Source organism: Hamadaea sp. NPDC050747 (assembly GCF_040654195.1).
In the GTDB taxonomy this organism is placed as follows: domain Bacteria; phylum Actinomycetota; class Actinomycetes; order Mycobacteriales; family Micromonosporaceae; genus Hamadaea.
This window is the reverse complement of record NZ_JBFAHM010000002.1, coordinates 419400-442354: the sequence shown is the minus strand read 5'-3', so window position 1 is coordinate 442354 and position 22955 is coordinate 419400. Positions and strand designations below refer to the sequence as shown.

Annotated in this window: 26 protein-coding genes; 22 read left to right on the top strand and 4 right to left on the bottom strand. The window is 69.6% G+C overall.

Annotation, left to right across the window (positions count from 1 at the left end):
• The 9 genes from AB0H43_RS05425 to AB0H43_RS05385 all read left to right on the top strand — a co-directional run bounded on the left by AB0H43_RS05425 (nucleotide 1) and on the right by AB0H43_RS05385 (nucleotide 7618).
• Nucleotides 1-876, top strand: coding sequence for a sigma-70 family RNA polymerase sigma factor (locus AB0H43_RS05425; RefSeq protein WP_359996868.1), 876 nt, complete (start codon nucleotides 1-3; stop codon nucleotides 874-876).
• A gap of 17 nt (nucleotides 877-893) precedes the next feature.
• Complete coding sequence (locus AB0H43_RS05420; RefSeq protein ID WP_359996865.1) at nucleotides 894-1220, top strand: multidrug efflux SMR transporter; 327 nt, start codon at nucleotides 894-896, stop codon at nucleotides 1218-1220.
• Nucleotides 1221-1284: 64 nt separating this feature from the next.
• A complete protein-coding gene (locus AB0H43_RS05415; protein WP_359996862.1) occupies nucleotides 1285-2322 on the top strand; it encodes an NAD(P)-dependent alcohol dehydrogenase in 1038 nt (345 codons plus the stop codon).
• 75 nt (nucleotides 2323-2397) lie between these two features.
• Nucleotides 2398-3609: an MFS transporter gene (locus tag AB0H43_RS05410; RefSeq protein WP_359996860.1), complete on the top strand. Its 1212-nt coding sequence runs from the start codon at nucleotides 2398-2400 to the stop codon at nucleotides 3607-3609.
• 165 nt (nucleotides 3610-3774) lie between these two features.
• A complete protein-coding gene (locus tag AB0H43_RS05405; RefSeq protein WP_359997424.1) occupies nucleotides 3775-4263 on the top strand; it encodes a TrkA C-terminal domain-containing protein in 489 nt (162 codons plus the stop codon).
• An 8-nt stretch (nucleotides 4264-4271) separates the two neighbouring features.
• Nucleotides 4272-5507 (top strand): cation:proton antiporter, encoded by a 1236-nt coding sequence (locus AB0H43_RS05400; protein ID WP_359996858.1) that lies wholly within the window; start codon nucleotides 4272-4274, stop codon nucleotides 5505-5507.
• Between the two features lie 52 nt (nucleotides 5508-5559).
• Nucleotides 5560-6198, top strand: coding sequence for a GntR family transcriptional regulator (locus AB0H43_RS05395; RefSeq protein ID WP_359996855.1), 639 nt, complete (start codon nucleotides 5560-5562; stop codon nucleotides 6196-6198).
• 51 nt (nucleotides 6199-6249) lie between these two features.
• Nucleotides 6250-6861, top strand: a complete 612-nt coding sequence (locus tag AB0H43_RS05390; protein ID WP_359997421.1) for a M23 family metallopeptidase — start codon at nucleotides 6250-6252, stop codon at nucleotides 6859-6861.
• Nucleotides 6848-7618 carry an inositol monophosphatase family protein gene (locus AB0H43_RS05385; RefSeq protein WP_359996852.1) on the top strand — a complete coding sequence of 257 codons (771 nt, stop codon included), beginning with the start codon at nucleotides 6848-6850 and terminating at the stop codon, nucleotides 7616-7618. The genes AB0H43_RS05390 and AB0H43_RS05385 overlap by 14 nt, the downstream gene beginning before the upstream one ends.
• On the opposite strand, the gene AB0H43_RS05380 is transcribed toward AB0H43_RS05385, so the two are convergent.
• Nucleotides 7615-8220 (bottom strand): class I SAM-dependent methyltransferase, encoded by a 606-nt coding sequence (locus tag AB0H43_RS05380; protein ID WP_359996849.1) that lies wholly within the window; start codon nucleotides 8218-8220, stop codon nucleotides 7615-7617. The genes AB0H43_RS05385 and AB0H43_RS05380 overlap by 4 nt on opposite strands.
• A gap of 203 nt (nucleotides 8221-8423) precedes the next feature.
• Here AB0H43_RS05380 and AB0H43_RS05375 point away from each other — a divergent pair, with 203 nt between their 5' ends.
• Both AB0H43_RS05375 and AB0H43_RS05370 read left to right on the top strand, forming a co-directional pair.
• Entirely contained in the window at nucleotides 8424-8774 is a 351-nt protein-coding gene (locus AB0H43_RS05375) for a DUF488 family protein (protein ID WP_359996846.1), read from the top strand.
• A 28-nt stretch (nucleotides 8775-8802) separates the two neighbouring features.
• Nucleotides 8803-8997 (top strand): tetratricopeptide repeat protein, encoded by a 195-nt coding sequence (locus AB0H43_RS05370; RefSeq protein WP_359996844.1) that lies wholly within the window; start codon nucleotides 8803-8805, stop codon nucleotides 8995-8997.
• Here AB0H43_RS05370 and AB0H43_RS05365 read toward each other — a convergent pair.
• Together AB0H43_RS05365 and AB0H43_RS05360 are read right to left on the bottom strand one after the other, a co-directional pair.
• Complete coding sequence (locus AB0H43_RS05365; RefSeq protein WP_359996841.1) at nucleotides 8994-9641, bottom strand: response regulator transcription factor; 648 nt, start codon at nucleotides 9639-9641, stop codon at nucleotides 8994-8996. The two genes, AB0H43_RS05370 and AB0H43_RS05365, sit on opposite strands and share 4 nt — an antisense overlap.
• Nucleotides 9629-11602 carry a histidine kinase gene (locus AB0H43_RS05360; protein ID WP_359996838.1) on the bottom strand — a complete coding sequence of 658 codons (1974 nt, stop codon included), beginning with the start codon at nucleotides 11600-11602 and terminating at the stop codon, nucleotides 9629-9631. Before AB0H43_RS05360 ends, AB0H43_RS05365 begins: the two co-directional genes overlap by 13 nt.
• Nucleotides 11603-11737: 135 nt before the next feature.
• On the opposite strand from AB0H43_RS05360, the gene AB0H43_RS05355 reads away from it, so the two are divergent.
• A complete protein-coding gene (locus AB0H43_RS05355; protein ID WP_359996835.1) occupies nucleotides 11738-12289 on the top strand; it encodes a hypothetical protein in 552 nt (183 codons plus the stop codon).
• A 208-nt stretch (nucleotides 12290-12497) separates the two neighbouring features.
• Here AB0H43_RS05355 and AB0H43_RS05350 read toward each other — a convergent pair whose 3' ends face one another.
• Complete coding sequence (locus AB0H43_RS05350; protein ID WP_359996832.1) at nucleotides 12498-13727, bottom strand: hypothetical protein; 1230 nt, start codon at nucleotides 13725-13727, stop codon at nucleotides 12498-12500.
• Nucleotides 13728-14060: 333 nt separating this feature from the next.
• Here AB0H43_RS05350 and AB0H43_RS05345 point away from each other — a divergent pair, with 333 nt between their 5' ends.
• The 10 genes from AB0H43_RS05345 (at nucleotide 14061) to AB0H43_RS05300 (ending at nucleotide 22876) form a co-directional block, all read left to right on the top strand.
• The gene (locus tag AB0H43_RS05345) at nucleotides 14061-14975 is read left to right on the top strand and encodes a MurR/RpiR family transcriptional regulator (protein WP_359996829.1); all 915 of its coding nucleotides are present in this window, start codon (nucleotides 14061-14063) and stop codon (nucleotides 14973-14975) included.
• Nucleotides 14976-15057: 82 nt separating this feature from the next.
• Nucleotides 15058-16476 carry an N-acetylglucosamine/diacetylchitobiose ABC transporter substrate-binding protein gene (ngcE, locus tag AB0H43_RS05340; protein ID WP_359996826.1) on the top strand — a complete coding sequence of 473 codons (1419 nt, stop codon included), beginning with the start codon at nucleotides 15058-15060 and terminating at the stop codon, nucleotides 16474-16476.
• 98 nt (nucleotides 16477-16574) lie between these two features.
• On the top strand, nucleotides 16575-17561 hold the full coding sequence (locus AB0H43_RS05335; protein ID WP_359996823.1) for a sugar ABC transporter permease: 987 nt from the start codon (nucleotides 16575-16577) through the stop codon (nucleotides 17559-17561).
• A gap of 11 nt (nucleotides 17562-17572) precedes the next feature.
• On the top strand, nucleotides 17573-18514 hold the full coding sequence (locus AB0H43_RS05330; protein ID WP_359996820.1) for a carbohydrate ABC transporter permease: 942 nt from the start codon (nucleotides 17573-17575) through the stop codon (nucleotides 18512-18514).
• An 87-nt stretch (nucleotides 18515-18601) separates the two neighbouring features.
• Complete coding sequence (locus AB0H43_RS05325) at nucleotides 18602-19957, top strand: ferredoxin reductase family protein (RefSeq protein WP_359997418.1); 1356 nt, start codon at nucleotides 18602-18604, stop codon at nucleotides 19955-19957.
• A gap of 30 nt (nucleotides 19958-19987) precedes the next feature.
• Nucleotides 19988-20497, top strand: a complete 510-nt coding sequence (locus AB0H43_RS05320; protein WP_359996817.1) for an FMN-binding protein — start codon at nucleotides 19988-19990, stop codon at nucleotides 20495-20497.
• Nucleotides 20494-21279 carry an FAD:protein FMN transferase gene (locus AB0H43_RS05315; RefSeq protein ID WP_359996814.1) on the top strand — a complete coding sequence of 262 codons (786 nt, stop codon included), beginning with the start codon at nucleotides 20494-20496 and terminating at the stop codon, nucleotides 21277-21279. Before AB0H43_RS05320 ends, AB0H43_RS05315 begins: the two co-directional genes overlap by 4 nt.
• An 82-nt stretch (nucleotides 21280-21361) precedes the next feature.
• Nucleotides 21362-21799, top strand: a complete 438-nt coding sequence (locus AB0H43_RS05310; RefSeq protein WP_359996811.1) for a nuclear transport factor 2 family protein — start codon at nucleotides 21362-21364, stop codon at nucleotides 21797-21799.
• Nucleotides 21796-22239, top strand: a complete 444-nt coding sequence (locus AB0H43_RS05305) for a CBS domain-containing protein (protein WP_359996809.1) — start codon at nucleotides 21796-21798, stop codon at nucleotides 22237-22239. The genes AB0H43_RS05310 and AB0H43_RS05305 overlap by 4 nt, the downstream gene beginning before the upstream one ends.
• 73 nt (nucleotides 22240-22312) lie before the next feature.
• Nucleotides 22313-22876 carry a GyrI-like domain-containing protein gene (locus tag AB0H43_RS05300; RefSeq protein ID WP_359996806.1) on the top strand — a complete coding sequence of 188 codons (564 nt, stop codon included), beginning with the start codon at nucleotides 22313-22315 and terminating at the stop codon, nucleotides 22874-22876.
• The last annotated feature ends 79 nt before the right edge of the window (nucleotides 22877-22955 follow it).

Here is a 22955-nt window from a genome sequence, read left to right as displayed (position 1 = left end):
ATGTCCGACAACACCCCGGCCGATCTGGTCGTGACGGCGTTCGAAGCCAACCGAGACCGGATGCACGCGGTCGCGTACCGGATGCTCGGGTCGCACGCCGACGCCGACGACGTCGTGCAGGAAGCGTGGCTGCGGCTGTCCCGCCAGGACCCGGCGGCCATTCAGAACCTGGCGGCCTGGCTGACCACCGTGGTGGGCCGGATCAGCCTCGACGTTCTGCGTACGCGGCAGGCCCGGCCCGAGGCGTCCTTCGACGGGCTGCCGGATCTCGTGGTGACCGCCGACGATCACGACCCCGAAGGCGACGCGGCGCTGGCCGATTCGGTCGGGCTGGCGCTGCTGGTGGTCCTCGAATCCCTCGGGCCGAGCGAGCGGCTGGCGTTCGTGCTGCACGACCTGTTCGGGGTGCCGTTCGACGAGATCGCCCAGATCCTCGGCAAGTCCGTCGACGCCGCCAAGATGATGGCCAGCCGGGCCCGCAAGAAGGTTCGCACGACCGAGCGTCCACAGGCGGCTGGACGGCACCAGCGTGAGGTGGTTCAGGCCTTCCTCGCGGCGGCCCGCCGGGGCGACTTCGATGAACTGCTCCGCGTTCTCGATCCCGAGGTGAAGCTGACCATCGACGGTCCCGACGGCGAGATCGTCGTCCTCGGCGCGACCAAGGTGGCCGGCGGCGCCAGGATCGGCGGGGGAGCCGCGACGCTCGCCCGGACCGTGCTCGTCAACGGCCTGCCCGGCCTCGTGGCCTGGCGCCCGGACGGCACACCGCTGTCGCTGCTCGCGTTCACCGTCGTCGGCGACCGGATCGCTGGCATCCTCGCCGTCACCGATCCGGTGCGACTGGCCCGGCTGGACCTCCCGGATCGGAGCAGCTAGGACTACCGTGCGCGTTCATGGGCTACGTCTTCCTGCTCGGCGCGATCGCCGCCGAGGTCGTCGCGACCAGTCTGCTGAAGGCGACCGAGGGCTTCTCCAAGCTGTGGCCGACCGTCGCGGTCATGGTCGGCTACATCCTTGCCTTCATCGCACTGTCCCAAGTGGTCAAATCGGTCCCGGTCGGCGTCGCGTACGCGGTCTGGTCGGGCCTGGGCACGGCGGCGATCGTCGCCATCGGCGCGGTCTTCCTCGGTGAGCCGATCACCGTCGTGAAGGTGCTCGGCATCGGCCTGATCGTGGCCGGAGTCGTGATCCTCAACGTGGGTGGCGCGACGGCCCACTGAGTATCAGGGTCCTGGCCTGCGCAAATCGGGGATGCGAACGCCGTGTGGCCGATACCGTGAGGGCATGCGGGCTTTGCAGCTGGTCTCACCCGGCAAGATCGAGGTACGCGACGTCGACGTGCCGGAGATCGCCTCCGACGAGGTGCTCGTGAAGGTGGCTGGAGCCGGGCTGTGCCACTCCGACATCCACGTGCTGCACGCGCCGGAGTGGCCGATCCCGAACATGACCTTGGGTCATGAGACGTCCGGGCACGTCGAGCAGCTCGGCGACACGGTCACGGGGTTCGCCCGGGGCGACGCCGTGCTCGTCTACCTGATCTGGGCCTGCGGCGTCTGCCGGCCGTGCATCGAGGGGCGCGACAACGTCTGCGTGAACCAGGGCGGCCGGTACGCGTACCCGCCGTGCCCGGGGCTGGGGCCGAACGGCGGCATGGCGGAGTACATGCGGGTCAAGGCGCGCTACCTCGAACCGCTCGGCGACCTCGATCCGGTGCAGGCGGCTCCGCTGGCCGACGCCGGGCTCACCCCGATGCACGCGATCAACGGGGCACGGCACCGGCTCGGGCCGGGCTCGACGGCGGTCGTCATCGCGGTCGGCGGTCTGGGCCATGTCGGGCTGCAGATCCTCGCGGCGACCACGTCGGCGCGCATCATCGCCGTCGACTCCAGCGAGCAGAAGCTGGAGATCGCCAAGGAGCATGGGGCGGACCTCGTCCTCTCCAGCGACGAGTCGGCGGTGAAGCGGATCCTGGAGGAGACCGGCGGCTACGGGGCCGACGCCGTCTTCGACTTCGTGGGCGTCCAGCCGACGATCGACCTGGCCACGCACACGATCGCCCCGGACGGCGCGCTGCGGTTCGTCGGGCTCGGCGGCGGCTCGTTCACCTACGAGGCCAACGGGGCGGCCGAACCGCTGCCCTGGGGTGTCGACGTACGCCGCTCGTTCGGCGGTACGCGTACCGACCAGCGGCAGGTCATCTCGCTCGCGCAGGAGGGCAAGATCACCGTCGACGTGAAGACGTATCCGCTGGCCGACGGGTTGCAGGCGTTCGCCGACCTGGAGGCGGGCACGGTGCCGGGCCGGGCCGTCCTCGTGCCCTGACGAGCGCATAGGAAGCGAGTGAGCCCGGTCACGCGGGCTTAACAAACCGTACGTCCGTACTGTTACGCTCCCGGCGTGCTGCTCCCACCCCGCGGCAACGCCCGCATCCTCATCGGCGCCCACTTCGTCAACACCCTCGGCAACGGGGCGTACCTGACGACGAGCACGCTCTTCCTGACGCGCTCGATCGGGCTGAGCCCGGCCGAGGTCGCGCTCGGCCTGGCGATCGCGGCCGGCGCGGGCATGGCGCTGAGCACCCCGATGGGCTACGTCGCCGACAAGTACGGCCCGAAGCGCGTCATGCTCGGCCTGCTGATCCTGCAGGCGGCGTGCTTCGCCGGGCTCATCGGCGTACGCGGGCTGTGGTCGTTCGCCCCGATCGCCTGCCTGATCGCGATCGGCGAGGCGGGCGCGAAGGCGGCGAACGGCGCCATGATCGCCGCGGCCGTCGAACCCGGGCAGCGGCTACGCGTACGCGCGTTCCTGCGCTCGGCGAACAACGCCGGGATCGGCCTGGGGGCGTTGATCGGCAGCATCCCGCTGATGCTGGACACGCGATCGGCGTACGCGGTGATGCTGCTAGGCAACGCGATCACGTTCCTGCTGGCGGCAGTGGTCCTCACCCGGGTGCACCTGGAACAGCCGGTCGTCGAGCGGCCGGCCGAGCAGCCGCGCCTGGTCGCGTTGCGAGATCGCCCGTTCCTCAGCTTCGCCCTGGTCGACGGGCTCGTCGCCGCGCTCTACAACGAACTGCTGACGATCGGGCTGCCGTTGTGGCTGACCGTGCACACCAGCGGTCCACTGTGGCTGGTCTCGGCGGCGTTGCTCATCAACACGACCGGCTGCGTCCTGCTGCAGGTGTGGGCGTCCGGCGGCACCGACGGCCTGGCGAGCGCCGCGCGTACGGGCCGTCGCGGTGCGCTGATCATCGCCGTCGCCTGTGTCCTGTTCGGAGCGTCCACCGGTATGCCCACCTGGGCGGTCTGTGTCGGAGTGCTGGCCGCGGCGTGCGTACACGTGCTGGGTGAGCTGTTCAGCTCCACAGCCACGTGGGCAGTCATCTTCGGGCTGGCCCCGGACTGGGCGCAGGGCCAGTACCAAGGCGCCTACCTGACCGGGCGGCAGATCGGCAACATGGTCACGCCACCGCTCCTCACGGCCCTCGTCGTGGGCGGTGGCGGACCCGGCTGGCTCGCTGTCGCCGTCGTCTTCGCGGCCGCTGGTATGGCGTACCCCTCGCTCGTGCGGTGGGGCGTGCGGACCCGCAGCGAGCCGATTCCGGCCTGACGGCTAAGCGTGATCATCGCGTCAGCGATGCTGTTTCAACGGACATTTCGCCGCCTGAAACAGCATGGCTGACGCGATGATCACGCCGAGCGGGCCGCAATGAGCAGAGCGGGCGCGCAAGGGGCGGTGTGCGATCATGGGGGACCGGCGAGGCGAGAGGGGCTGATCGAGGTGGAGGTCGAGCGGACGGCGCTTCCGGGCATCGGGCTGCGGCACGAGTTCCGGACGGCGCGCGGGCAGCACGCCGCGGTCGTCTCCCACCACAACGGTCGCCGGGACCTGGTCGTCTACGACCCGCGAGATCCCGATACCACCCTGGCGACCCTCGCGCTGACGGGCGAGGAAGCCAACGGAGTCGCCGAGTTGCTCGGCACGGCCCGGCTCGTCGAGCGGCTGGCGGACCTGCAGCGGCAGGTGACCGGTCTGGTCACGATCCAGGTGCAGGTGGCCGACGGCTCGCCTTACGCCGGTCGCTTCATGGGCGACGCCCGGGTGCGGACCCGCACCGGCGCGTCGATCGTCGCGATCGTGCGGGACGCGGAGGTCGTCGCGAGCCCCGGCCCGGACACCCGCCTGCGCGGCGGCGATCTCGTGGTGCTGGTCGGCACGGCCGACGGCACCGCGGCCGCCGCCGAGATCTTCACGCGCGGATAGGGCCGCCTATGCACGCCGCCTTCACGCTGATCGAGATCGGCGCCATCATCCTTGCCCTCGGGCTGCTCGGCGCGTTGTCGCTGCGCTTCAGCATCTCTCCGATCCCGCTCTATCTGCTGGCCGGTCTGGCCTTCGGCCACGGCGGCATCCTGCCGCTCACGACGAGCGAGGAGTTCACCGCGACCGGCGCCGAGATCGGCGTCATCCTCCTGCTGTTCACCCTGGGCCTGGAGTACACCGCGCCCGAACTCGTGGGCACGTTGCGCACCAACGCACCGGCCGGTCTGGTCGACCTCGTGCTCAACTCGCTGCCCGGCGTCGCCGTCGCGCTGCTCATGGGCTGGGGTCCCGTCGCGGCCGTTGCGCTCGGCGGCATCACCTATGTGACGTCGTCCGGCATCACCGCCAAGGTGATGGCCGACCTGGACTGGCTGGGCAACCGCGAAGTCCCGGTCGTGCTGTCGCTGCTGGTCTTCGAAGACCTCACGATGGCCGTCTACCTGCCGATCCTGACCGCCATGCTGGCCGGGGCCGGGTTCCTCACCGGCGCGATCACCCTCGGCATCGCCGCGGCCACCATCACCGTGATCCTCATCGTGGCGCTGCGGTTCGGCCACATCGTGGAGAAGCTGGTCGCCTCGCCCAGCCAGGAAGTGCTGCTGCTCAAGGTGCTCGGCCTGACCGTCCTGGTCGCCGGGGTCGCGCAGATGCTGCAGGTCTCGGCGGCGGTCGGCGCGTTCCTGGTCGGCATCGCGCTGTCCGGGCCGCTCGCGCACCAGGCCCGCGAACTGCTCACACCGCTGCGGGACCTGTTCGCGGCGGTGTTCTTCGTCTTCTTCGGCCTGCACACCGATCCGGGCGATCTGCCGCCGGTGGCCGGCATAGCGATCGCGCTCGCGGTCGTGGGCATGCTGACGAAGATGGCCACCGGCTGGTGGGCCGCGCGCCGGGCCGGCGTCTCGACGCTCGGCCGCTTGCGTGCCGGGGCGGCGTTGCTGCCGCGCGGGGAGTTCAACATCGTCATCGCCGGGCTGGCGGTCACCGCCGGGGTCAATTCCGAACTCGGCCCGCTGGCGGCGGCGTACGTGCTGGTGCTCGCGGTCACCGGCCCGCTCACTGCCCGCGCCATCGTTCCGCTTGCCAAGCGGTACGCCGTCCGGCGTGGCCCGGTTCAGCCGAGTCTGCCGGTGCCACACCAGGCCGCTGCCCCCGAGGAGTTGACGCCGGATCGCAGCCCGAGCTAGGTCGTGTACGCTTTTGTATACGATTTGCCCCTCTGGCAGGAATGGGACCTGAATGGCCGCGCGCAGCACCGAGTTCGTGGCGGACGTCGTGCACGAGCGGCTCCGTGAGGCGATCCTGTCCGCGCAGTTCCGCCCGAACCACCGCCTCGTCGAGGAGGAGCTGGCGGACTGGCTGAAGGTCAGCCGCACCCCCGTCCGCGAGGCACTGCTGCGGCTGCGCCAGGAGGGGCTGGTCGAACAGCGCCGGGGCTGGATCGTGCGCGATCACGCCCCGGAGGAGATGCTGGAGATCATCGAGGCGCGGGCCGGCGTCGAGGCGCACGCGGCGTACCTGGCCGCCGGTCGCCTCAAGCAGGACGACTTCGCCCGGCTCGACGAGCTGATCGAGCTGATGGAGGACCCGGCGGCGTCCCGGGCCCGGCTGACCGAGCTGAACAACGAGTTCCACGACCTCGTCACCAAGGCGGCCGGTAACAGCCTGGTGAGCCAGTTCTTCCGGCGCACCAAGGTGAACTACTGGAACTTCCACCAGCCGGTCGTCTTCACCCCGGCCGACGACGAGATCGTGAACCGGCAGCACCGGGACCTCGTGGCGGCGTTGCGGGCGCAGGACGCCGAGACCGCCGCCAAGATCGCCCGCGAGCACGTCGAGAACACGGCCCGCATCATCATGTCGGCCCTCGGGCGCTGACACCGTTTTAACGTCGGCGTCGGTACGCTCGGCCCGGTGAACCGCCGCCGCATGATCTGGACGATCGCCATCGCCGCCGCCACCACGGTGCTGACCGCCGCCGCGTTCGTGGTCGTCCCGATGCTGTTGCCGCCCGGGCCACGCCCGCTGTTCCAGCTGCCGGTCGCCTGTGGCGAGACCTGGGAGCTCGGCACCTACCCCGGCCACGACGACTTCGACCTCGACATGTTCCCCGCCAAGGGATCGGCCTGGGGCCGTCCGGTGTTCGCCTCCTACGGCGGCACCGTCATCGAGTCCGGGATCAACGGCGAACTGGGCGGGCGTACGCCCAAGAACCCGAAGGGGCCGAAGGGCCGCGGCGGCGGCTACTGGGTGAAGATCGACCACGGCCGGAAGTGGACGACGCAGTACCTGCACATGCTCGAACCGCCGCTCGTCGAAGTCGGCGACAAGGTCGTGCAGGGCCAGCAGCTCGGCAAGGTCGGCAGCACCGGCAACTCGGGCGCGCCGCACCTGCATTATGAGCAGCATCGCGGCTGGGAGAAGGTGGAGGCCTACTTCGACGGCCAGCCGTCCGGGATCACCACCGACGATCACGAGTACACGGTCAGGCGTACGAGCAAGAACTGCCCGGCGGTATCCTCCCCGGGTGTCTCTGACTGATCATGGAGTCGCGCTCGCGGCGGCCGAAGCCGGTGCCGCGATCGTCCGGGCGAAGTTCGGCGGTTCGCTGATCCGTCAGGCCAAGGCCCCCGGTGACTTCGCGACCGAGGCCGACCTCGCCGCCGAGCAGGCGATCCTCGGCGTACTGCGGGAGACGCGGCCCGACGACGCCGTGCTCGGTGAGGAGACCGGCGGCACGATCGGCGACCGCACCTGGTTCGTCGATCCGCTGTGCGGCACCCTCAACTACGCCGCCGAGACGACCATGGTCGCCGTCAACGTCGCGCTGCGTACGGGATCGCGGGTCACCGCGGCCGCCAGCGCCGACCCGTTCACCGGCGAAGTCTTCTGGACCGACGGCGAACACGCCTCGGTACGCCGAAACGGCGAAGACCGGCCCGCCGTCCCGTCAGCCGATTCGCGTCTGGTCGACATCAATCTCGATCCGCATCCGGACAGCCCCGAGTTCTCGGCGACCGCCCTGCTGGCCGACGCCGTGTTCAACCAGCGCTTCCGCCCCCGCGTCCTGTCCACCACACTCGCGGTCGCCTGGGTCGGCGCGGGACGGCGGGCGGCGTACCTGACGGCGGGGGACCTGCGCGACAGCGTGCACTTCGCGGCGGGCATCGCGTTCTGCCAGGCAGCCGGCTGCGTGGTCACGGGCATCCAGGGCCAGCCGCTGCACACCGGCGTCGGCGGGCTCCTCGTCGCCGCCGACGAAGCGACCCACGAGGCTCTGCTGTCGCTGCTGCGTTAACCGGCACGCAGCGTGCGTACCAGGAACCCCGCGAGGCTGAGGCTGCCCGGCTTGAGGTCGGCCGCGATCTCGATGTCGTCGACCTCGGTGTCCGTCCAGTGCGGCTCGGCGAACTTCGCCCGCAGGTACGCCTCGGTCACGCCCCAGCCCTGGGCGGCCGTCACCGACATCGCCAGCACGAACACCGTCGCGCCGGGCGCGGCCAACCCGGGCAGCAGCGCCAGATAGCGGTCCGCTTCGGCTTCGCCGACCCGGAGCAGACTATGCAACAAGCCCGAGTCGAAGACGGAGTCGAACGGTGCTGGCGGCAACGACAGCGTGGTCGCGTCCTGAACCTCGAAGTGGACGGCCACCCCCGCGTTCGCCGCCCGCGTACGCGCGATGTCGATCGCCACCGGCGAGACGTCGACCGCCGTCACGTCGAATCCGTGGCGGGCGAGCGCGATCGCGAGATCCCCGGGACCGCAGCCGACGTCGAGCACGCGCGGCCCTCGGACCCGCCCCTCGGCGAGCATCCGCGCCAGGGCCGGCTGCGGCGCGCCGAGGTCCCACGGTGGTGCGACCGGTGCGCGATATACCTCGTCGTACGCGTTGCTCGCCATCGATCAAGCCTAAGCCCATGGAAGGCGGGCCGCCCGGGGTCGGCCGCCCGGTGTCGCGACCATGATCCAGATCCCGTCCTGTGTCGAGATCCGGCCCGCTCGCGACACTTTTGGGGATGCTGATCTTCGTGCGCCCGCCTGCGGAGGCTTGAACGGGATCGATGTCGGCACGTCGGCTTCGGTCTGGCGGTACATTCCGCATTGTGGTGGAGATAAAGCGCATATATGACCCGCCCGCCGACGACGACGGCCGGCGGGTGCTGGCCGACCGGCTCTGGCCGCGCGGGATCAGCAAGGACGAGGCTGACATCGACGAGTGGGTCAAGGACGTCACGCCGTCGACGGAGCTGCGCAAGTGGTATCACGAGGATCCGCAGGCCCGGCACGCCGAGTTCGTCAAACGGTACGAACGGGAACTGACCGGCCCCGAGCAGCGGGCGGCGCTCGAACAGCTCCGCGACCTGGCGGCCAAGGGGCCGGTGACTCTGCTGACGTCGGCGAAGGATCTGTCGCACAGTCATCTCGCGGTGCTCGCCGACCTCCTCAAGCAGTAATGCAGGTGGCATCATCAGCGCATGATCGATGGGGAGGCCCGCGTCGCCGCTTTCTGGGACCCAGGCCGGCCAGGCTGAGCTGGGGGAGGAGCACGCCGACGCGCGTACGGCGTTTCTTGCGTTGGCGCTGACCGACGCGGGGCGGCCGGCGGAAGGCGCGGCGCGGGCGCTGCTGGCGTTGTCGAACCACCTGACGCGATACCGGCGCGCGGTGCGGCACTAAGCGGAGGAGGAGCTGGCCCGCAGGTAGGCCAGCACCGCGAGCACTCGCCGGTGGTCTTCGTCGGAGGCGGAGGCGGCCAGCCCGAGCTTGTTCATGATCGAGCCGATGTGTGTCTCGACGGTGCGATCGGTCAGCCACAGCCGCCGGGCGATCCCGACGTTGGTCCGGCCTTCGGCCATCAGGGCCAGTACTTCGCGTTCGCGGGCGGTCAGGCCGGGCAGCGGTGGTCCGCCGAGCAGGCGGGCGACGACTTCGGGGTCGAGCGCGCAGCCGCCCGCGGCTACCCGGCGCAAGGCTTCCAGGAAGTCGTCGACGTCGAAGACCCGGTCTTTGAGCAGGTAGCCGAAGCCGCCGCGGGCCACCAGCTCGACGCTGTGCCGGGTCTCGATCTGCTGGGACAGCAGCAGAATGCCCAGCTTCGGCCACCGGTCGCGGAGCGTACGCGCGGCGCGGGCGCCGTCGTCGGTGTGGTCCGGCGGCATCCGGATGTCCACAATGGCCAGATCCGGCTCGTGCGCGGCGACCGCCTCGACGAGCGCCACGGCGTCGCCGGTCTTCGCGACGATCTCGTGCCCGGCGTCGGCCAGCAGCCGGGCCAGGCCCTCCCGGAACAGGGCGGAGTCCTCGCCGATCACGATGCGCACGGCAGCACCGCCTGAATCGTGGTGCCGCGCCCGCTCGGACTGTGCACCTGGAGCGCCCCGCCCGCGGCGGCCACCCGATCGGCCAGGCCGGCCAGCCCGGACCCCGGTCGCAGCAGCGCCCCACCCCGGCCGTCGTCGCGTACTTGCACGGACAGGGTGGCGTCCTCCCGGACGAGTCGCAGCCCGATCCAGCCCGCCTCGGCGTGCTTCATCGCGTTCGTCACCGCCTCACTGACCACGTAATAAGCGGTCGTGGCGAGGTCGTCGGCGATCGGCCCGGTCGACACCTCGACCGTGACCGGCAACCGCAGCGATCCGGCGAGCGTGCGCACCGCGACGTCCAGCCCGTCGTCGAGGCTGCTCGGGCGCAGCCCGTGGGCGATCGCACGCAGCTCGGCGACGGCGGTGCCCAGTTCGGCGACGCTCTGGTCGAGCAACCCGTCCACGTCCACTGTGCCGTCCGCGAGGTGCCGTTGGGCCAGCCGCAACGCCAGACCGAGGGAGACGAGCCGTTGCTGCGCGCCGTCGTGCAGGTCGCGTTCGAGCCGCCGCCGCTCGGAGTAGCCCGCCGCCAGCAGTCGCGCCCGGCTCGACGCCACGTCGCGCAACGCCGCCGACAACCCGATCCGCAGCCGGGTCACCTCCACCAGCAGCGCGCTCGCCGCCGCGATCTCGCGGGTCAGCTCGCGGCTCGTGGCGTCGCCGCCCCGGATCACCGCGCCGATCTCCTGGCCGCGCAACACGATCGGTGTCGCCTGCTCCGGGTCCGCGATCGGCTCACCGGCCGCGTCGACGAGCTGTTGTTCGCCAGGCAGCTTGTACGCCAAGAGCAGCGCCCGGTCCGCCAAAGCGGTTCGCAGCACCGCCTGCAACTCCTCCGGCTGACTGTCGCCGGTGTCGATGCGTTGCCGTAACGCGGCGATGGCGTCGAGCGCGGCGCGGCGTTGCGGATACAGCCGCCGGTCGACGAGGCGCTGAACCCGTGATCGCACCGGACTCAGCGCCGCCGCGCAGACGGCGGTCGCACCCGCCGCGACGACCGCGCTGCCGCCGCCGGCCACGAGCCCGCCGGTGAACGAGATCGCGGTGTACAGCCCCAGCAGCACGGTCGTCACGGTGCTGTAGGTGACGGTCGCGGCGATCGCCTTGTCGACGTCGTAGAGGTCGTGCCGCAGCAGGGCGATCGTGGTGCCGACCGGGATCGTGATGAACAGTCCGAACAGGCCGATCATGGCCAGGTCCGGCATTCCCAGCAGCAGGTAGCTCGTCCAGCACAACAGCAGCGACACCGGCAGCCACAGGCCGGCGAGGGCGAACCACTTCAGCTGAGCGCGTTCGCTCGGCCGGCTCGCGCGGCGGAACCGCCCGATCATCGACCCGGCGCTGGCGATCAGGAGCGCGAGCAGCAGGAACGGCAGCACCAGGACGAACGGGAACGCGGCGTCGGGCAGGACGCCGAGCGCGTGCGGGGCGTTCTCGAACGGCGGTGGGTACGCCTCCGGCGTCATCCCGGCCAGGGCGACGAACGCCGGGAGGACGAAACCGAGCCCACCGGCCACCCATCGCCAGCCCGGCCCGGGCAGTCGTCCCTCGGGGAAGTACAGCACCAGCAGGGCGACCGGTACATACATGAGCATCCAGGAGCCCTGGTCCAGCGTCCCGACGAGGCCGGGCAGCGGCAGATCGGTGGCGTACGCCGCGGTCGCGTAGGTCTCGACGGACGGGATCACGGCGATCGACAACCCGACGAGGGCCAGCAGCGCGCCGACCGGGTTCTCCGGCCGTCGTCGTGCGATCACGTGACCGAGCGCGAGCGAGGGCAGGCTGAGCACGACGCCCGTGGCGTACCAGAGGACGACGAACAGTCCGGCGCCGGTGCCGAGCCGGATCAGGGCGACGGCTCCGGCAGCGAGGAACGCGCCGGCTACTGCGGCGATCGCGACGCTCACCCGGCGATACATGCGCTCAGCGTACGGATCGACGGGCTTGGCGACATCCGTGCTAGCCCGGACGAGTCTTCCGGGGTCGCTCCGATGTGCGACGCGGCCCGGTGGCCGGACGCTGTCTCCCAACGATCTCAAGTCGAGGAGGAACTCATGAACAAGGTGTGGGGAAGCGTCGGAATCGCCGCTGCCGTGCTCTGGGCGGCCGGCATCCTGCTCCAGTACGCCGACGCCGACAGCACGCCCGGTGAGCTGCTGATCGACGTCGGCTTCATCGGCATCGCCGCGATGATCGCCGGTATGCTCGCCGCGGGCGTCGCCGGTCGGGGCGTGTTCCCGGCGATCGGGCTGGGCGTGTGGTCGTTCGGGCACTTGAGCATCGCCCTCGGTGGGTTCGTCGAGCTGGCCACGGGCAACGCCGACAACGCGTTCTACCCGCTCGGCGGGCTCTCCCAGATCATCGGCGGCGTTCTGGCGGCGGTCGCGCTGGCTCGGGCGGGCGTGCTGACCGGGTGGCGGCGCTGGACGCCGGTCGCCTGGGTGGTGACGTATCTGGCGGTGTTCGCGACGTTGTTCACCACGACCGACGAGGTGCAGGCGTGGCAGCTCGTGCCGTTCGCCCTGTGGCTGGCCTCGATCGCGCTGACCGGGGCCGCCGTCGCGACCACGGCTCCGCCGGCCGGCGCGGTGGCGCGTACGGCGTGATCGTCGACTGTGGAATCCGACTCCGGGGAGGATGGACGCTCCGTCTTGCGGCGGAGCGTCCTTCGGGTGGAAGTGCGCCCAATCCACATGGGAGTGTCCACTTCCCGCCGGATCAGGGATCCCGGTCGAATCTTGGGCCAAGATTCGACCCGGAACCCTGATCCGGCGCTGCACGGGCGGCCGGCTCCGGGCGGCCGAGGCCGGTCGTTCAGCCGGTGTAGTCGGTGCTGTGCGCCGAGTTCGACGGCCACAGGTACTTGCCGTTGTCGGCCACCTTGAAGTGCGGGTTGTCGTCGCCGGAGCGTACTTGGAGCCGGTTGTTCCGCCAGGTCGAGCCGTGGGATCTGCCGCCCCAGATGCCGCCGTAGTTGAACCCGTAGAGCTGGCTCAGCTCCGCCGAGAAGACGTTCCCGGTGACGGTGATGTTCGTGGCGTTGTTCCGGGTCCCGATGCAGACGGCGTAGCCCCAGCCCGAGACGTAGTTGTTCGTGAACGACACGTGGTCGTAGACGCCGGTGCCCTGCAACGCCAGGCCGTTGGTGTTGCCGAGCGATGCGATCGTGTTGTGGTCGACGATCATCGGCCCGCCGTCACCCTCGCTCTGCGGCCCGATCCCGTCGTGGTGGTACTCGTCGTGCGCGGTGTCGGCCAGATCGTGCAGGTAGTTGTTCGTCCAGCGGGACGGCTTGCCGGGTCGCCCCGTCGTCATCTCCAGACCGGCGTTGCCCCAGATGTCGTTGTGGTCCATCGTGGCCACCGCGCCGTTCATCGTGGTGACGAGCTGCCAGGACTTGTCGAACGGCGTACCGGGTGGGGCGGGGGCCGAGGACACCTTGCCGTTGTTGCCGGGTGGCCGGGCGTACGAGGCGGGTTTGAACGTCGAGTAACGGAACGTGATCGAGGTGTCGGCGTAGATCTGGACGAGGTTGTCGTTCGGGATGGTGCCCTCGAAGAGGCAGCCGACGAAGGTCAGGTTGTCGCCGTAGATGGTGATCTTCAGGGCGAGGAACCGCTGGAAGGCGATCACGCTGTTGTCGGGGAACTCCAGGCGTAACGGCTTCGACGTGCTCATGCCGGCCGCGTGGTCCTTCAGCTTTCCCGGGTACGCGCCCTTGCCGAGCCCGCCCGCGTTCGCGGGGGTGCGGGCGTACCCGGTGTTGGAGAAGTCGGGCCAGTACCCCGTGCCGTCGTTGGGCCGGGACCCCAGCGCGGAGCCCTTCTTCGTCACCGAAGGTGACGGCGAGGCGGACGCCGACGCGGACGCCGAAGGGGTGGCCGACAAGTCGGCCGGCCCTGCCGATCCCGATACGCCGGCGTCCGGCGCAGCCCCAATCCGGATGTCGGACCCGGAGTCGTGCGCGGTGACGTATCCGGCGCCCGCGCCGATCACGACGGCGGCCACCGCCCCCGCGGCCAGCCAGCGCATGGATCGCCGCATAGTGCCTCCGATCAGTCCGAACGCCGCAGACCGGCGTCCGTCGAGGTTGGACAGAGCAGGCTGAGGATACTCGGCCCGACCCGTACGCCGTCCGGCTCGTTCCGCGTCACCCGGTCAGCTCGCCGCGCCCCGGCCGAACGGTTCCGGTCAGCATTCTTACCAACCCGGTTTCTGAAGGTTCTCGCAGCTCAGCGTGGGTGATGATCAAGTAACGGTAAGGAAACTTTACGAGAGCTATTGACAAATATGGCCTGTCAGTAAGAACTTTTACCGCAACAGTTAACAGTCCTTGCCATTATCACGTATGTATACCCGTGAAGGGGCGTGCCAGCGATGGATCGCGAGGTGACCGTCAGCGCGGCGCACGACGACGCCGACGCGCTGCTGCCCCTGATCCAGGTACGCCTGACCGAGTTCACGGGGGCGTTGCGGCGGGTGGCCGATCATGTTTTGGCGGATCCGGCGGCGGCGGCGCGGGCGACGATCGTGGAGTTGGCGGAGCGTAGTGGGACGTCGCCGGCGACGGTGACCCGGTTCTGCCGGGCGTTGGGTTTCGACGGGTACGCGGATCTGCGGTTGGGGATCGCGGGGGAGACCGGGCGGTTGGCTCGGTCGGCCGGGTGGCAGGTCGACATCGGGCGGGAGATTCAGCCGACGGATCCGTTGGAGCGGGTGTTGTCGCAGTTGATGGCGGCGGACACCCTCGCCATGCGGGATACGGCGGCGCGGATCGATCTGGGTGCGGTGGAGCGGGCGGCGGACGCGATCGCGGCGGCGTCGCGGGTGGACATCTACGGGGCGTCGGGTAGTGCCCTGGTGGGTGAGGAGCTGCAGTTCTCGTTGCATCGGATCGGGATCGCGGCGTGGGCGTGGACCGACATTCACAACGGGTTGGCCAGTGCGGCGCTGTTGGGTCCGGGTGATGTGGCGTTGGGGATCTCGCATTCGGGGCAGACCCGGGAGACGATCGAGATGATCGCCGAGGCGGGCAGCCATGGTGCGACGACGATCGCATTGACGAGCTTCCCGCGTTCACCCCTGGCCGACGTCGCCGACGATCTTCTTCTCACCGCCACCCAGGCGACGACCTTCCGCCCGGACGCGTTGTCGGCGCGGCATCCGCAGCTGGTGGTGCTGGACCTGTTGTACATCGCGGTGGCGCAGCGCACGCATGAGCGCTCGCACGCGGCCTTTCAGCGTACGGCGCGTGCGGTGGAGGCCCATCGGATCAAGGAGGTCGCCGAATGAAGACCTCCCTCGTAGAAGCTTCGGCGCGGCGGCCTGCCGAGCCGGGAACCCCCACCAACGAATCCCTTACTGAGGAGACACCATGTCCCACACCAGCCTGAGCCGCCGCACGGTGCTGCGCCGTGCCGCGGCCGCGGGTCTGCTGGCGACGCCGGCCGCCGGGTTCCTCGCGGCCTGCGCCTCCAGCGACACCTCCGGTGACACCGGCAGCGGCACCACCGCCAAGTCGAAGGACAACCCCTTCGGCGTCGACGCCAAGAAGAACGTCGACGCGGTCGTCTTCGACGGCGGCTTCGGCCAGGAGTACGCGAAGGGCTACGCGTCGCTCTACGAGCAGAAGTACAGCGGCTCCAAGGTCGGCATCACCTGGTCCAAGGAGATCCTGACCGACATGCAGCCCCGGTTCACGGGGAACACCGCGCCGGACGTCATCAACAACTCGTCGCCGAAGACGCTCGACCTGGCGACCATCGTCGACCAGCTCACCGACCTCACCGAGCTGTACGACGCGCCGAGCGTCGACGACCCGAACGTGAAGATCCGCGACACCCTGCTCGCCGGCACCATCGAGTCGGGCCTGTTCAACGACAAGCCCTACACGCTGAACGCCGCCTACACGGTGTACGGCTTCTTCCACGACCAGACCCTGTTCGACTCCAAGGGCTGGAAGGTGCCGACCACGTGGGAGGAGTTCCTGGCGCTGGCCGAGAACGCCAAGAAGGAGGGCATCGCCGCCTTCACCCACCAGGGCAAGTACCCGTGGTACATGTACAACGTCATCACCGACTGGATCTGGAAGGTGGGCGGCAAGGAGGCGATCTTCGCGATCGACAACCTGGAGCCGGGCGCCTGGCAGTCCGACGCGGTGAAGACCGTCATCGACCACATCCACGAGATGCTGGGCAAGGGCTACGTCCAGGCCGGTGCGGCCGCCCTCGACCACACCACCACCCAGCAGGCGGTCATCGACCGCAAGGCGCTGTTCATCCCCTGCGGGACCTGGCTCGAGGGTGAGATGGCCAAGACCCTGCGGCCGGACACCAAGCTCGAGGTCAGCGCGCAGTGGAGCCTGACGGCGTCGGACAAGAGCCCCTACGGCACCGTCCGCGCGGCCGCCGGTGAAGGCTGGATCGTCCCGAAGACCGGCAAGAACCCGGCCGGTGGCCTGGAGTTCCTGCGGATCATGCTGTCGAAGGCCGGCGCCCGCAAGTTCGCCGAACTGACCAAGTCGCTGCCGGTCGTCAAGGGCGCGGCCGACGGCCTCACCGGTTCGTCGCAGTTCGTCTCGGCGAACAAGGTCCTGGCCGCCGCCAACGGCAACGTGGTCAGCGTCCGCTTCGACGGCTGGTACAAGGACCTCTACACCGCGCTGGAAGGTGCGATCACCAACCTGATGTCGGGCAAGGGCGGCACCGCCGAGTTCACGACGGCGATGCAGAAGGCGGCCGACAAGATCGCGGCCGACCCCAACATCAAGAAGCAGCCGAAGCGCACGGCTTAGCTCATCGGCTGGATCAGGGTTCCGGGTCGAATCATGGGTCAAGATTCGACCCGGAACCCTGATCCAGCGCCAAAGAAGACCCGACCTAAGGATTCGCCATGAACCACGGCAGAGCCCGCTTCATCGTGGGCTTCCTGTTCTTCCCCGTGCTGCTGTACGTGGTCTATGTGATCTGGCCGTACCTCCAGACCATCGGCTACTCGCTGACGGACTGGAACGGCTTCACGCCGGAGGTGCCGTACGCCGGCTTCGGCAACTACGCCGATCTGCTCAAAGACGAGACCTTCCTGCGGTCGCTCTATCACAACGCCGTGATCCTCGTGGTCTATCCGATCGTCACCATCCTGCTGGCGCTGTTCTTCGCGTTCATGCTCAACGTCGGCGGGCGCGGGGACAAGGCGGGCGTACGCGGAGTGGCCGGATCCGGCCTCTACAAGACCATCTTCTTCTTCCCGCAGCTGCTGTCGATCGCGATCGTGGCGATCCTGTGGAGCCGCGTCTTCGAGAGCTCCACCGACACCGGCTTCCTCAACGCGCTGCTGGCGAAGATCGGCATCGTGGACCCGCAACATCCGCTGCTGTTCCTCGGCGAGACGAACTCGTGGCTGCTGCCCAGCATCCCGTTCGGCGACACCGTCCTGGACGCGCCCGTCGTCCTCTGGTGTCTCATCGCCATCGCCGTCTGGGGCGGCGTCGGGTTCTATCTCGTGCTCTTCTCGGCCGGCATGCAGTCCATCCCGAAGGACATCTTCGAGGCCGCGCTGCTCGACGGCTCCACCCGGGGCCAGACCTTCTTCCGGATCACGCTGCCGCTGCTGTGGGAGCAGATCTCGGTCGCCTGGGTCTACCTGGGCATCGCCGCGCTGGACTTCTTCCTCCTCGCGTACGCGATCGCGCCGCCGAGCATGCAGGCGACCGGGGCCAGCCACGTGATGAGTTCGTGGATCTACCACACCGCCTTCGGCAGCAGCCGGTACGACAAGTTCGGGTACGCCTGCGCGATGGCGGTCGCGATGGCGGCGTTCACCTTCATCTTCGCGCTGATCCAGCTGCGGATCACGCGCCGGGAAAAGATCGAGTTCTAGGGCGGCCGCAGATGACGACGACAACCTCGAAACACGCGCTGCCGACCGCGCCCGCGCCGGCGGCGCCGCCGGAGCGGAGCAAGCGCGAGGGCCGCCTGCTGACCGGGTTCTCCCACGTGTTCCTCGCCGTGTGGGGTCTCATGGTCGGCGTACCGCTGATCTGGGCGACGATCCAGTCGTTCCGGTCCGACGACGAGATCCTGCACCAGCCGCTGAGCCTGCCGAGTTCCTGGCACCTCGGCGCGTTCGGCCGAGCCTGGACGAAGGGGCACATCGGCGAGTACTTCTTCAACACCATCGTCGTGATGGCCTTCAGCGTGACGCTGAGCATGCTGCTCGGCGCGATGGTGGCCTACGTCCTGGCCCGGTATCGCTTTCCCGGCAACCGGATCGTCTACTACCTGTTCTTCACCGGGCTGGTCATGCCGATCTTCCTCGGCCTGATCCCGCTCTACAAGACGGTGCAGAACCTGGCCGCGATGCTCGGCCTGTCCAGCGTCATCGGCCTGAACACCTACGGCGGGCTGATCCTCGTCTACATCGCGTACTCGTTGCCGTTCACGGTGTTCTTCCTGCACTCGTTCTTCCGTACGCTGTCGACCGACGTCGCCGAGGCGGGCCTGATCGACGGAGCGAGCCACACGACGCTGTTCTTCCGCGTGATGCTGCCGATGGCCAAGCCGGGCCTGGTCAGCATCGGCCTGTTCAACATCATCGGCCAGTGGAACCAGTTCATCCTGCCCAACCTGCTCATGAAGCCGCAGAGCGGCTTCGAGGAGGGCAAGTTCGTCCTGACCCAGGGCCTGCTGAACCTCGTGAACAACTCGAAGTACGAGACCGACTGGGCTCGGCTGTTCGCCGGCATGACGCTGGCGATGCTGCCGATCCTGGTGACCTACCTCGTCTTCAACCGCCAGATCCAGGCCGGCCTCACCGGCTCGATCACCAAATAGCGCGGACGCTGTGCCCGGCTCACAGGCTGGGCACAGCTATCCCTTAGCGGGCGCATACGCGACTCCGGGATCGTCGACGGCGTGAAGATGAAGCGCTGGTGGGCCGACGTGGCGGGATTCGCGGCCGGGTCAACCGTGATCGTCGTCGTAGCGCTGTGGGTCGCGCAGGGCGGCGTACAGGAGGTCGCCGGGGGCGGCTGGGGCGCGGTCGCGGCGATCGGGCGGCTGAGCGGGCTGGTCGCCTCGGACCTGATGCTGCTGCAGGTGCTGCTGCTCGCCCGGATTCCGTGGGTCGAGCGGGCTTTCGGGCAGGATCAACTGGCGCGCTGGCATCGCTGGGTCGGGTTCACCTCGTTCCACCTCATGCTGGCGCACATCGTGCTCATCACGCTCGGCTACGCCGGGCCGGTTCACGACAACGTCCTGCACACCTTCTGGGACCTCGTCACGACCTATCCCGGGATGCTGCTGGCGGTGGCGGGTGCGGCGGCGATCGTCATGGTCGTGGTTACGTCGATCAAGGCGGCGCGGCGGCGGCTGCGCTACGAGTCGTGGCACCTGCTGCACCTTTATGCATACCTCGGGGTGGGGCTGGCGTTGCCACATCAGTTGTGGACCGGCGCCGACTTCCTCGCCTCGCCGGTCGCCCGCGTCTACTGGTGGACGTTGTGGGCGGCGACGGCCGCGGCGATCCTTTTCTTCCGCGTCGGGCTCCCGGCCTGGCGTACCGCCCGGCATCGGCTGGAGGTCGCCGAGGTCGTCCCGGAAGGGCCGGGGCTCACCTCGGTCTATCTCAAGGGCCGTTCGCTGGAGCGGCTGCCGGTGCGGGCCGGGCAGTTCTTCCAGTGGCGGTTCCTCGACGGCCCGGGCTGGTCGCGGGCGCATCCGTACTCGTTGTCGGGGCCGCCGCGGAGGGATCGGCTGCGGATCACGGTCAAGGATCTCGGGGACGGCAGCGCGCGCGTCGCCACTCTGCGGCCCGGGACCCGAGTCCTGGTCGAGGGTCCGTACGGCCGGCTCACCGGCGAGGCGTACCACGGTGGCCCGGTCACGATGATCGCCTGCGGCATCGGCATCACGCCGCTCCTCGCGCTGCTGTGGGACCTGCCGTATCGCGACGGCGAGGCGACGCTCGTCTATCGCGCACGGTCCGCGGCGGAGATCGCCTTCCGGTCCGAGATCGAGTGGCTCGCCGCGCGTCGCGGGGTCCGCGTCGTCACGCTCCTCGGCCCGCGCGCCCAGGATTCCTGGTTGCCTCAGGGGTACGCCGAGAGCAGCGGCCGATCCGGTGACTTGGCCGCGCTGCGACGCATCGTCGCGGACCTGCGGGGTCAGCATCTCTACATCTGTGGTCCGGACGACTGGACGGCTCGGGTGCGGCGGACGGCGGCCGAGGCCGGCGTCGCGCCGGACCGGATCCACCTCGAGCACTTCGCCTGGTAGACACACTTCGCCTGGAAAAGAGGAAGACTGATGCGGCGGATCACGTTGTGGCTGCTGTCCACGGTGGCGGCGGTGGTGCTGTTGTTCAGCTACCGCACCAGCACGATGGGCGCGGGCGGCGGTGACACGGTCGCGGTGACGCCCGCGAACAACACGGGCGCCGCCGGATCGGGTTCGGCCGGGCAGCAGCCGACGAACAACGGCAGTACCAACAGCGGCACCACCAACGGCACCACGAGCGGCACGACCACCACCTCCGGGAGCAAGACCTACGACGGTTCGGTGGCGCAGACCCGCTGGGGTCCGGTGCAAGTGCGGATCACCGTCGCGAACGGCAAGATCACCGACGTGGAGGCGGTCGAGTACCCGACCGAGAACCACCGCGACCAGGAGATCAACCAGTACGCCCTGCCCATCCTGCACGATTCGGTGATCTCGCAGCAGAGCGCGAAGATCGACACGGTCTCGGGCGCGACGGTCACCAGCGAGGGCTACATCGAGTCGTTGCAGGCGGCGCTGGACGCCGCCCACCTGTCATGACCGCCCCGGCTGCGGCGTACGCCCAGCGGGCCTGGGTGGAGCAGATCATGGGGCTGCCGATCAGCGTGCACCTGCGGGGACCCGAACCGGCTACGCCGGCTGTCGTGGCCGGGGTGGCGGCGTACTTCGCCGACCTGCGGCGGATCGACGAGATCTTCAGCACCTATCGGCCCGACAGCGAGATCAGCCGCTGGCAGCGGGGCGAGCTGACGCCGGCCGCGGCGGATCCACTGCTCGGCCGGGTGCTGGCGATGTGCGATCACGCCTTTGTGCGTACAAGTGGATTCTTCGACGCGCGATCCCTGCCCGACCCGCTCGGCGGAGCACCGCGGACCGATCCTTCCGGCCTGGTGAAGGGGTGGGCCGTGGAGCGGGCCACGCGGCATCTGCCGACCGGCCACGGCTGGTGCGTCAACGCGGGCGGCGACGTGCGGGTCCACGCGCCCGGCGGTCTGCCCGCGTGGCGGATCGGCATCGAGGACCCGGCGCGGGACGGCCGGATCCTGCGGGCGGTGACCTTGCGGGACGGCGCGGTCGCGACGTCCGGGACCCGCCATCGCGGTACGCACATCGTCGACCCGCGGACCGGGCGTCCCCCGACCGGCCTGGCGCAGGTCAGCGTGCTCGGCCCCGAGCTGCTCTGGGCCGACGTGTACGCCACCGCGGCGTTCGCGCGGGGCCGGAGTGCACTGGAGTGGCTGGCCACGCTGGGCGGATATGAGGGGCTGGTGGTGACGGCGGACGGCCGGATCGCGACGACGCCCGGCTGGCCGATCGCGTGAACCGCGGCGCGAGCGGTGGCGCGGCGCGGCGGACGGGCGCAGACTGAGGTTTGAGCGGCGACGACCGAGGAAAGGGGTCGTCATGACTAGTGTTCTGCCTGCTCCGAGCGCCACTTCGCGGACCGGTTCGACCACCGCCGAGGCCGACGTGCGGGCGATGCTGCGACTGTGGACCACGGCCGAGTACCGCGGTCTGGTCGACGTGGTCGAGGAGATGCTGACCGACGACTTCCTGGGGGTCGACCGGGCCGGACAGGTGCTCGACAAGCCGGCCTGGGTGGCCCGCCGGCGAGACGGCCGGCTGTTCCACACCACGTTCACCGTCGACCATGTCGACCTGCGCCTGCACGGGGACTCGGCGATCGCGATCGGCGACCACGAGTGCGCCGGGCACGACCAGGGCGAGACGTTCGGGCGGCGCTGCCGGATCACCGCGGTCGGCGTACGCGACGGGCGGCTGTGGAAGCTGGCGTCGGTGCACATCAGCGAGGCCCCTGACCAGTCCGGCAGCTCCAGATGAGCGGACGGCTCTCCGCCGGGGACGTGATGACCGGCGATCCGGTGACGATCGAGGCGACCGACTCGATTGTGCACGCGGCGCGGCTGATGCGCGACCACGACATCGGCGATCTCCTCGTGGCCGACCGAGGGCACCTAGTCGGCATAGTCACTGATCGGGACATCGTCATCCGGGGCATCGCGGAGTCGCGGGGCGTCGAGACCACTCACGTCGGCGAGGTGTGCAGCCGAGACGTGGTGACCGTGGCTCCCGACGACGATCTGGAGCAGGTCGTCGCGATCATGTGCGAACACGCCGTACGCCGGATGCCGGTGGTCGAGGCAGGCCGCGTCGTCGGCGTGATCTCCCTCGGCGATCTCGCTCAGGAAGACGGCGAACTCGCACTGACCGACGCGAAGTCCGTCCTCACGGAGATCAGCCTGGCCCGCCCCAATCACTGATCACCAATCACTGATCAACAGTGTCGGGTCCCTGCTGGGCGGGTACAGCCGTGGGGAACGGAGGCCCGAAACAATGGAAGAGATCCTGATGACCGGACCGCCGGCGATCGATTCCCGGCCCGCGATCGCCACGACCGGTCTCACGCGTTACCTGACACTCGACGGCCACGGCGCGCCGGACGCCTTTCCCGCGTACGCCGACGCGTTGCGCCGGGTCGCCGTCGCCCTGAGACTCGCGGTGCACCCGACCGAGGCGTTGTGGTGGTCGGCCGACGGCGGCCCGATGCGCCCGGAGCGGATGCATGCCTGGCGCTGGACGTTGCTGCAACAGGTGCCGCTGGAAACCGGGACCGCCGATGTCGCCAAGGCCTCGGCCACCCTGCGGGGCATCGTTCCCGAGGGACTGCTGTCGGACATGGGGGTGACCAGTCTCGACGAAGGCACGGTGGCCCAGGTCCTCTACACCGGGTCGCTGCGCGACAAGGCGCCCGCGTTGCGGATGCTGCGCGATTTCGCCCGTACGCACGGCTATGCGGTCAAAGGGAAGTATCACGAGATCTATCTGGACGATCCGGGACCACATTCGCCGCCGGACGCCCGGACGATTCTCCGGCTGCCCCTCGTCCGGACGGCCTGATTCGCGGCACGGCTCCCACCTGCCCCTCGTTGACAAGGGGAAGGCTGCCCACCCCGGGCAGCGTGGATGAGCAGTGCGA

Bases quoted from the DNA above. Each gene is read 5' to 3' on its own strand.
- AB0H43_RS05390 (WP_359997421.1), top strand. From the start codon at position 6,250: ATGATCTGGACGATCGCCATCGCCGCCGCCACCACGGTGCTGACCGCC.
- AB0H43_RS05425 (WP_359996868.1), top strand. From the start codon at position 1: ATGTCCGACAACACCCCGGCCGATCTGGTCGTGACGGCGTTCGAAGCC.
- AB0H43_RS05415 (WP_359996862.1), top strand. From the start codon at position 1,285: ATGCGGGCTTTGCAGCTGGTCTCACCCGGCAAGATCGAGGTACGCGAC.
- ngcE (WP_359996826.1), top strand. From the start codon at position 15,058: ATGTCCCACACCAGCCTGAGCCGCCGCACGGTGCTGCGCCGTGCCGCG.
- AB0H43_RS05380 (WP_359996849.1), bottom strand. From the start codon at position 8,220: ATGGCGAGCAACGCGTACGACGAGGTATATCGCGCACCGGTCGCACCA.
- AB0H43_RS05400 (WP_359996858.1), top strand. From the start codon at position 4,272: ATGCACGCCGCCTTCACGCTGATCGAGATCGGCGCCATCATCCTTGCC.
- AB0H43_RS05345 (WP_359996829.1), top strand. From the start codon at position 14,061: ATGGATCGCGAGGTGACCGTCAGCGCGGCGCACGACGACGCCGACGCG.
- AB0H43_RS05350 (WP_359996832.1), bottom strand. From the start codon at position 13,727: ATGCGGCGATCCATGCGCTGGCTGGCCGCGGGGGCGGTGGCCGCCGTC.
- AB0H43_RS05310 (WP_359996811.1), top strand. From the start codon at position 21,362: ATGACTAGTGTTCTGCCTGCTCCGAGCGCCACTTCGCGGACCGGTTCG.
- AB0H43_RS05315 (WP_359996814.1), top strand. From the start codon at position 20,494: ATGACCGCCCCGGCTGCGGCGTACGCCCAGCGGGCCTGGGTGGAGCAG.
- AB0H43_RS05335 (WP_359996823.1), top strand. From the start codon at position 16,575: ATGAACCACGGCAGAGCCCGCTTCATCGTGGGCTTCCTGTTCTTCCCC.
- AB0H43_RS05370 (WP_359996844.1), top strand. From the start codon at position 8,803: ATGGGGAGGCCCGCGTCGCCGCTTTCTGGGACCCAGGCCGGCCAGGCT.
- AB0H43_RS05330 (WP_359996820.1), top strand. From the start codon at position 17,573: ATGACGACGACAACCTCGAAACACGCGCTGCCGACCGCGCCCGCGCCG.
- AB0H43_RS05420 (WP_359996865.1), top strand. From the start codon at position 894: ATGGGCTACGTCTTCCTGCTCGGCGCGATCGCCGCCGAGGTCGTCGCG.
- AB0H43_RS05300 (WP_359996806.1), top strand. From the start codon at position 22,313: ATGGAAGAGATCCTGATGACCGGACCGCCGGCGATCGATTCCCGGCCC.
- AB0H43_RS05320 (WP_359996817.1), top strand. From the start codon at position 19,988: ATGCGGCGGATCACGTTGTGGCTGCTGTCCACGGTGGCGGCGGTGGTG.
- AB0H43_RS05360 (WP_359996838.1), bottom strand. From the start codon at position 11,602: ATGTATCGCCGGGTGAGCGTCGCGATCGCCGCAGTAGCCGGCGCGTTC.
- AB0H43_RS05395 (WP_359996855.1), top strand. From the start codon at position 5,560: ATGGCCGCGCGCAGCACCGAGTTCGTGGCGGACGTCGTGCACGAGCGG.
- AB0H43_RS05305 (WP_359996809.1), top strand. From the start codon at position 21,796: ATGAGCGGACGGCTCTCCGCCGGGGACGTGATGACCGGCGATCCGGTG.
- AB0H43_RS05355 (WP_359996835.1), top strand. From the start codon at position 11,738: ATGAACAAGGTGTGGGGAAGCGTCGGAATCGCCGCTGCCGTGCTCTGG.
- AB0H43_RS05325 (WP_359997418.1), top strand. From the start codon at position 18,602: ATGAAGCGCTGGTGGGCCGACGTGGCGGGATTCGCGGCCGGGTCAACC.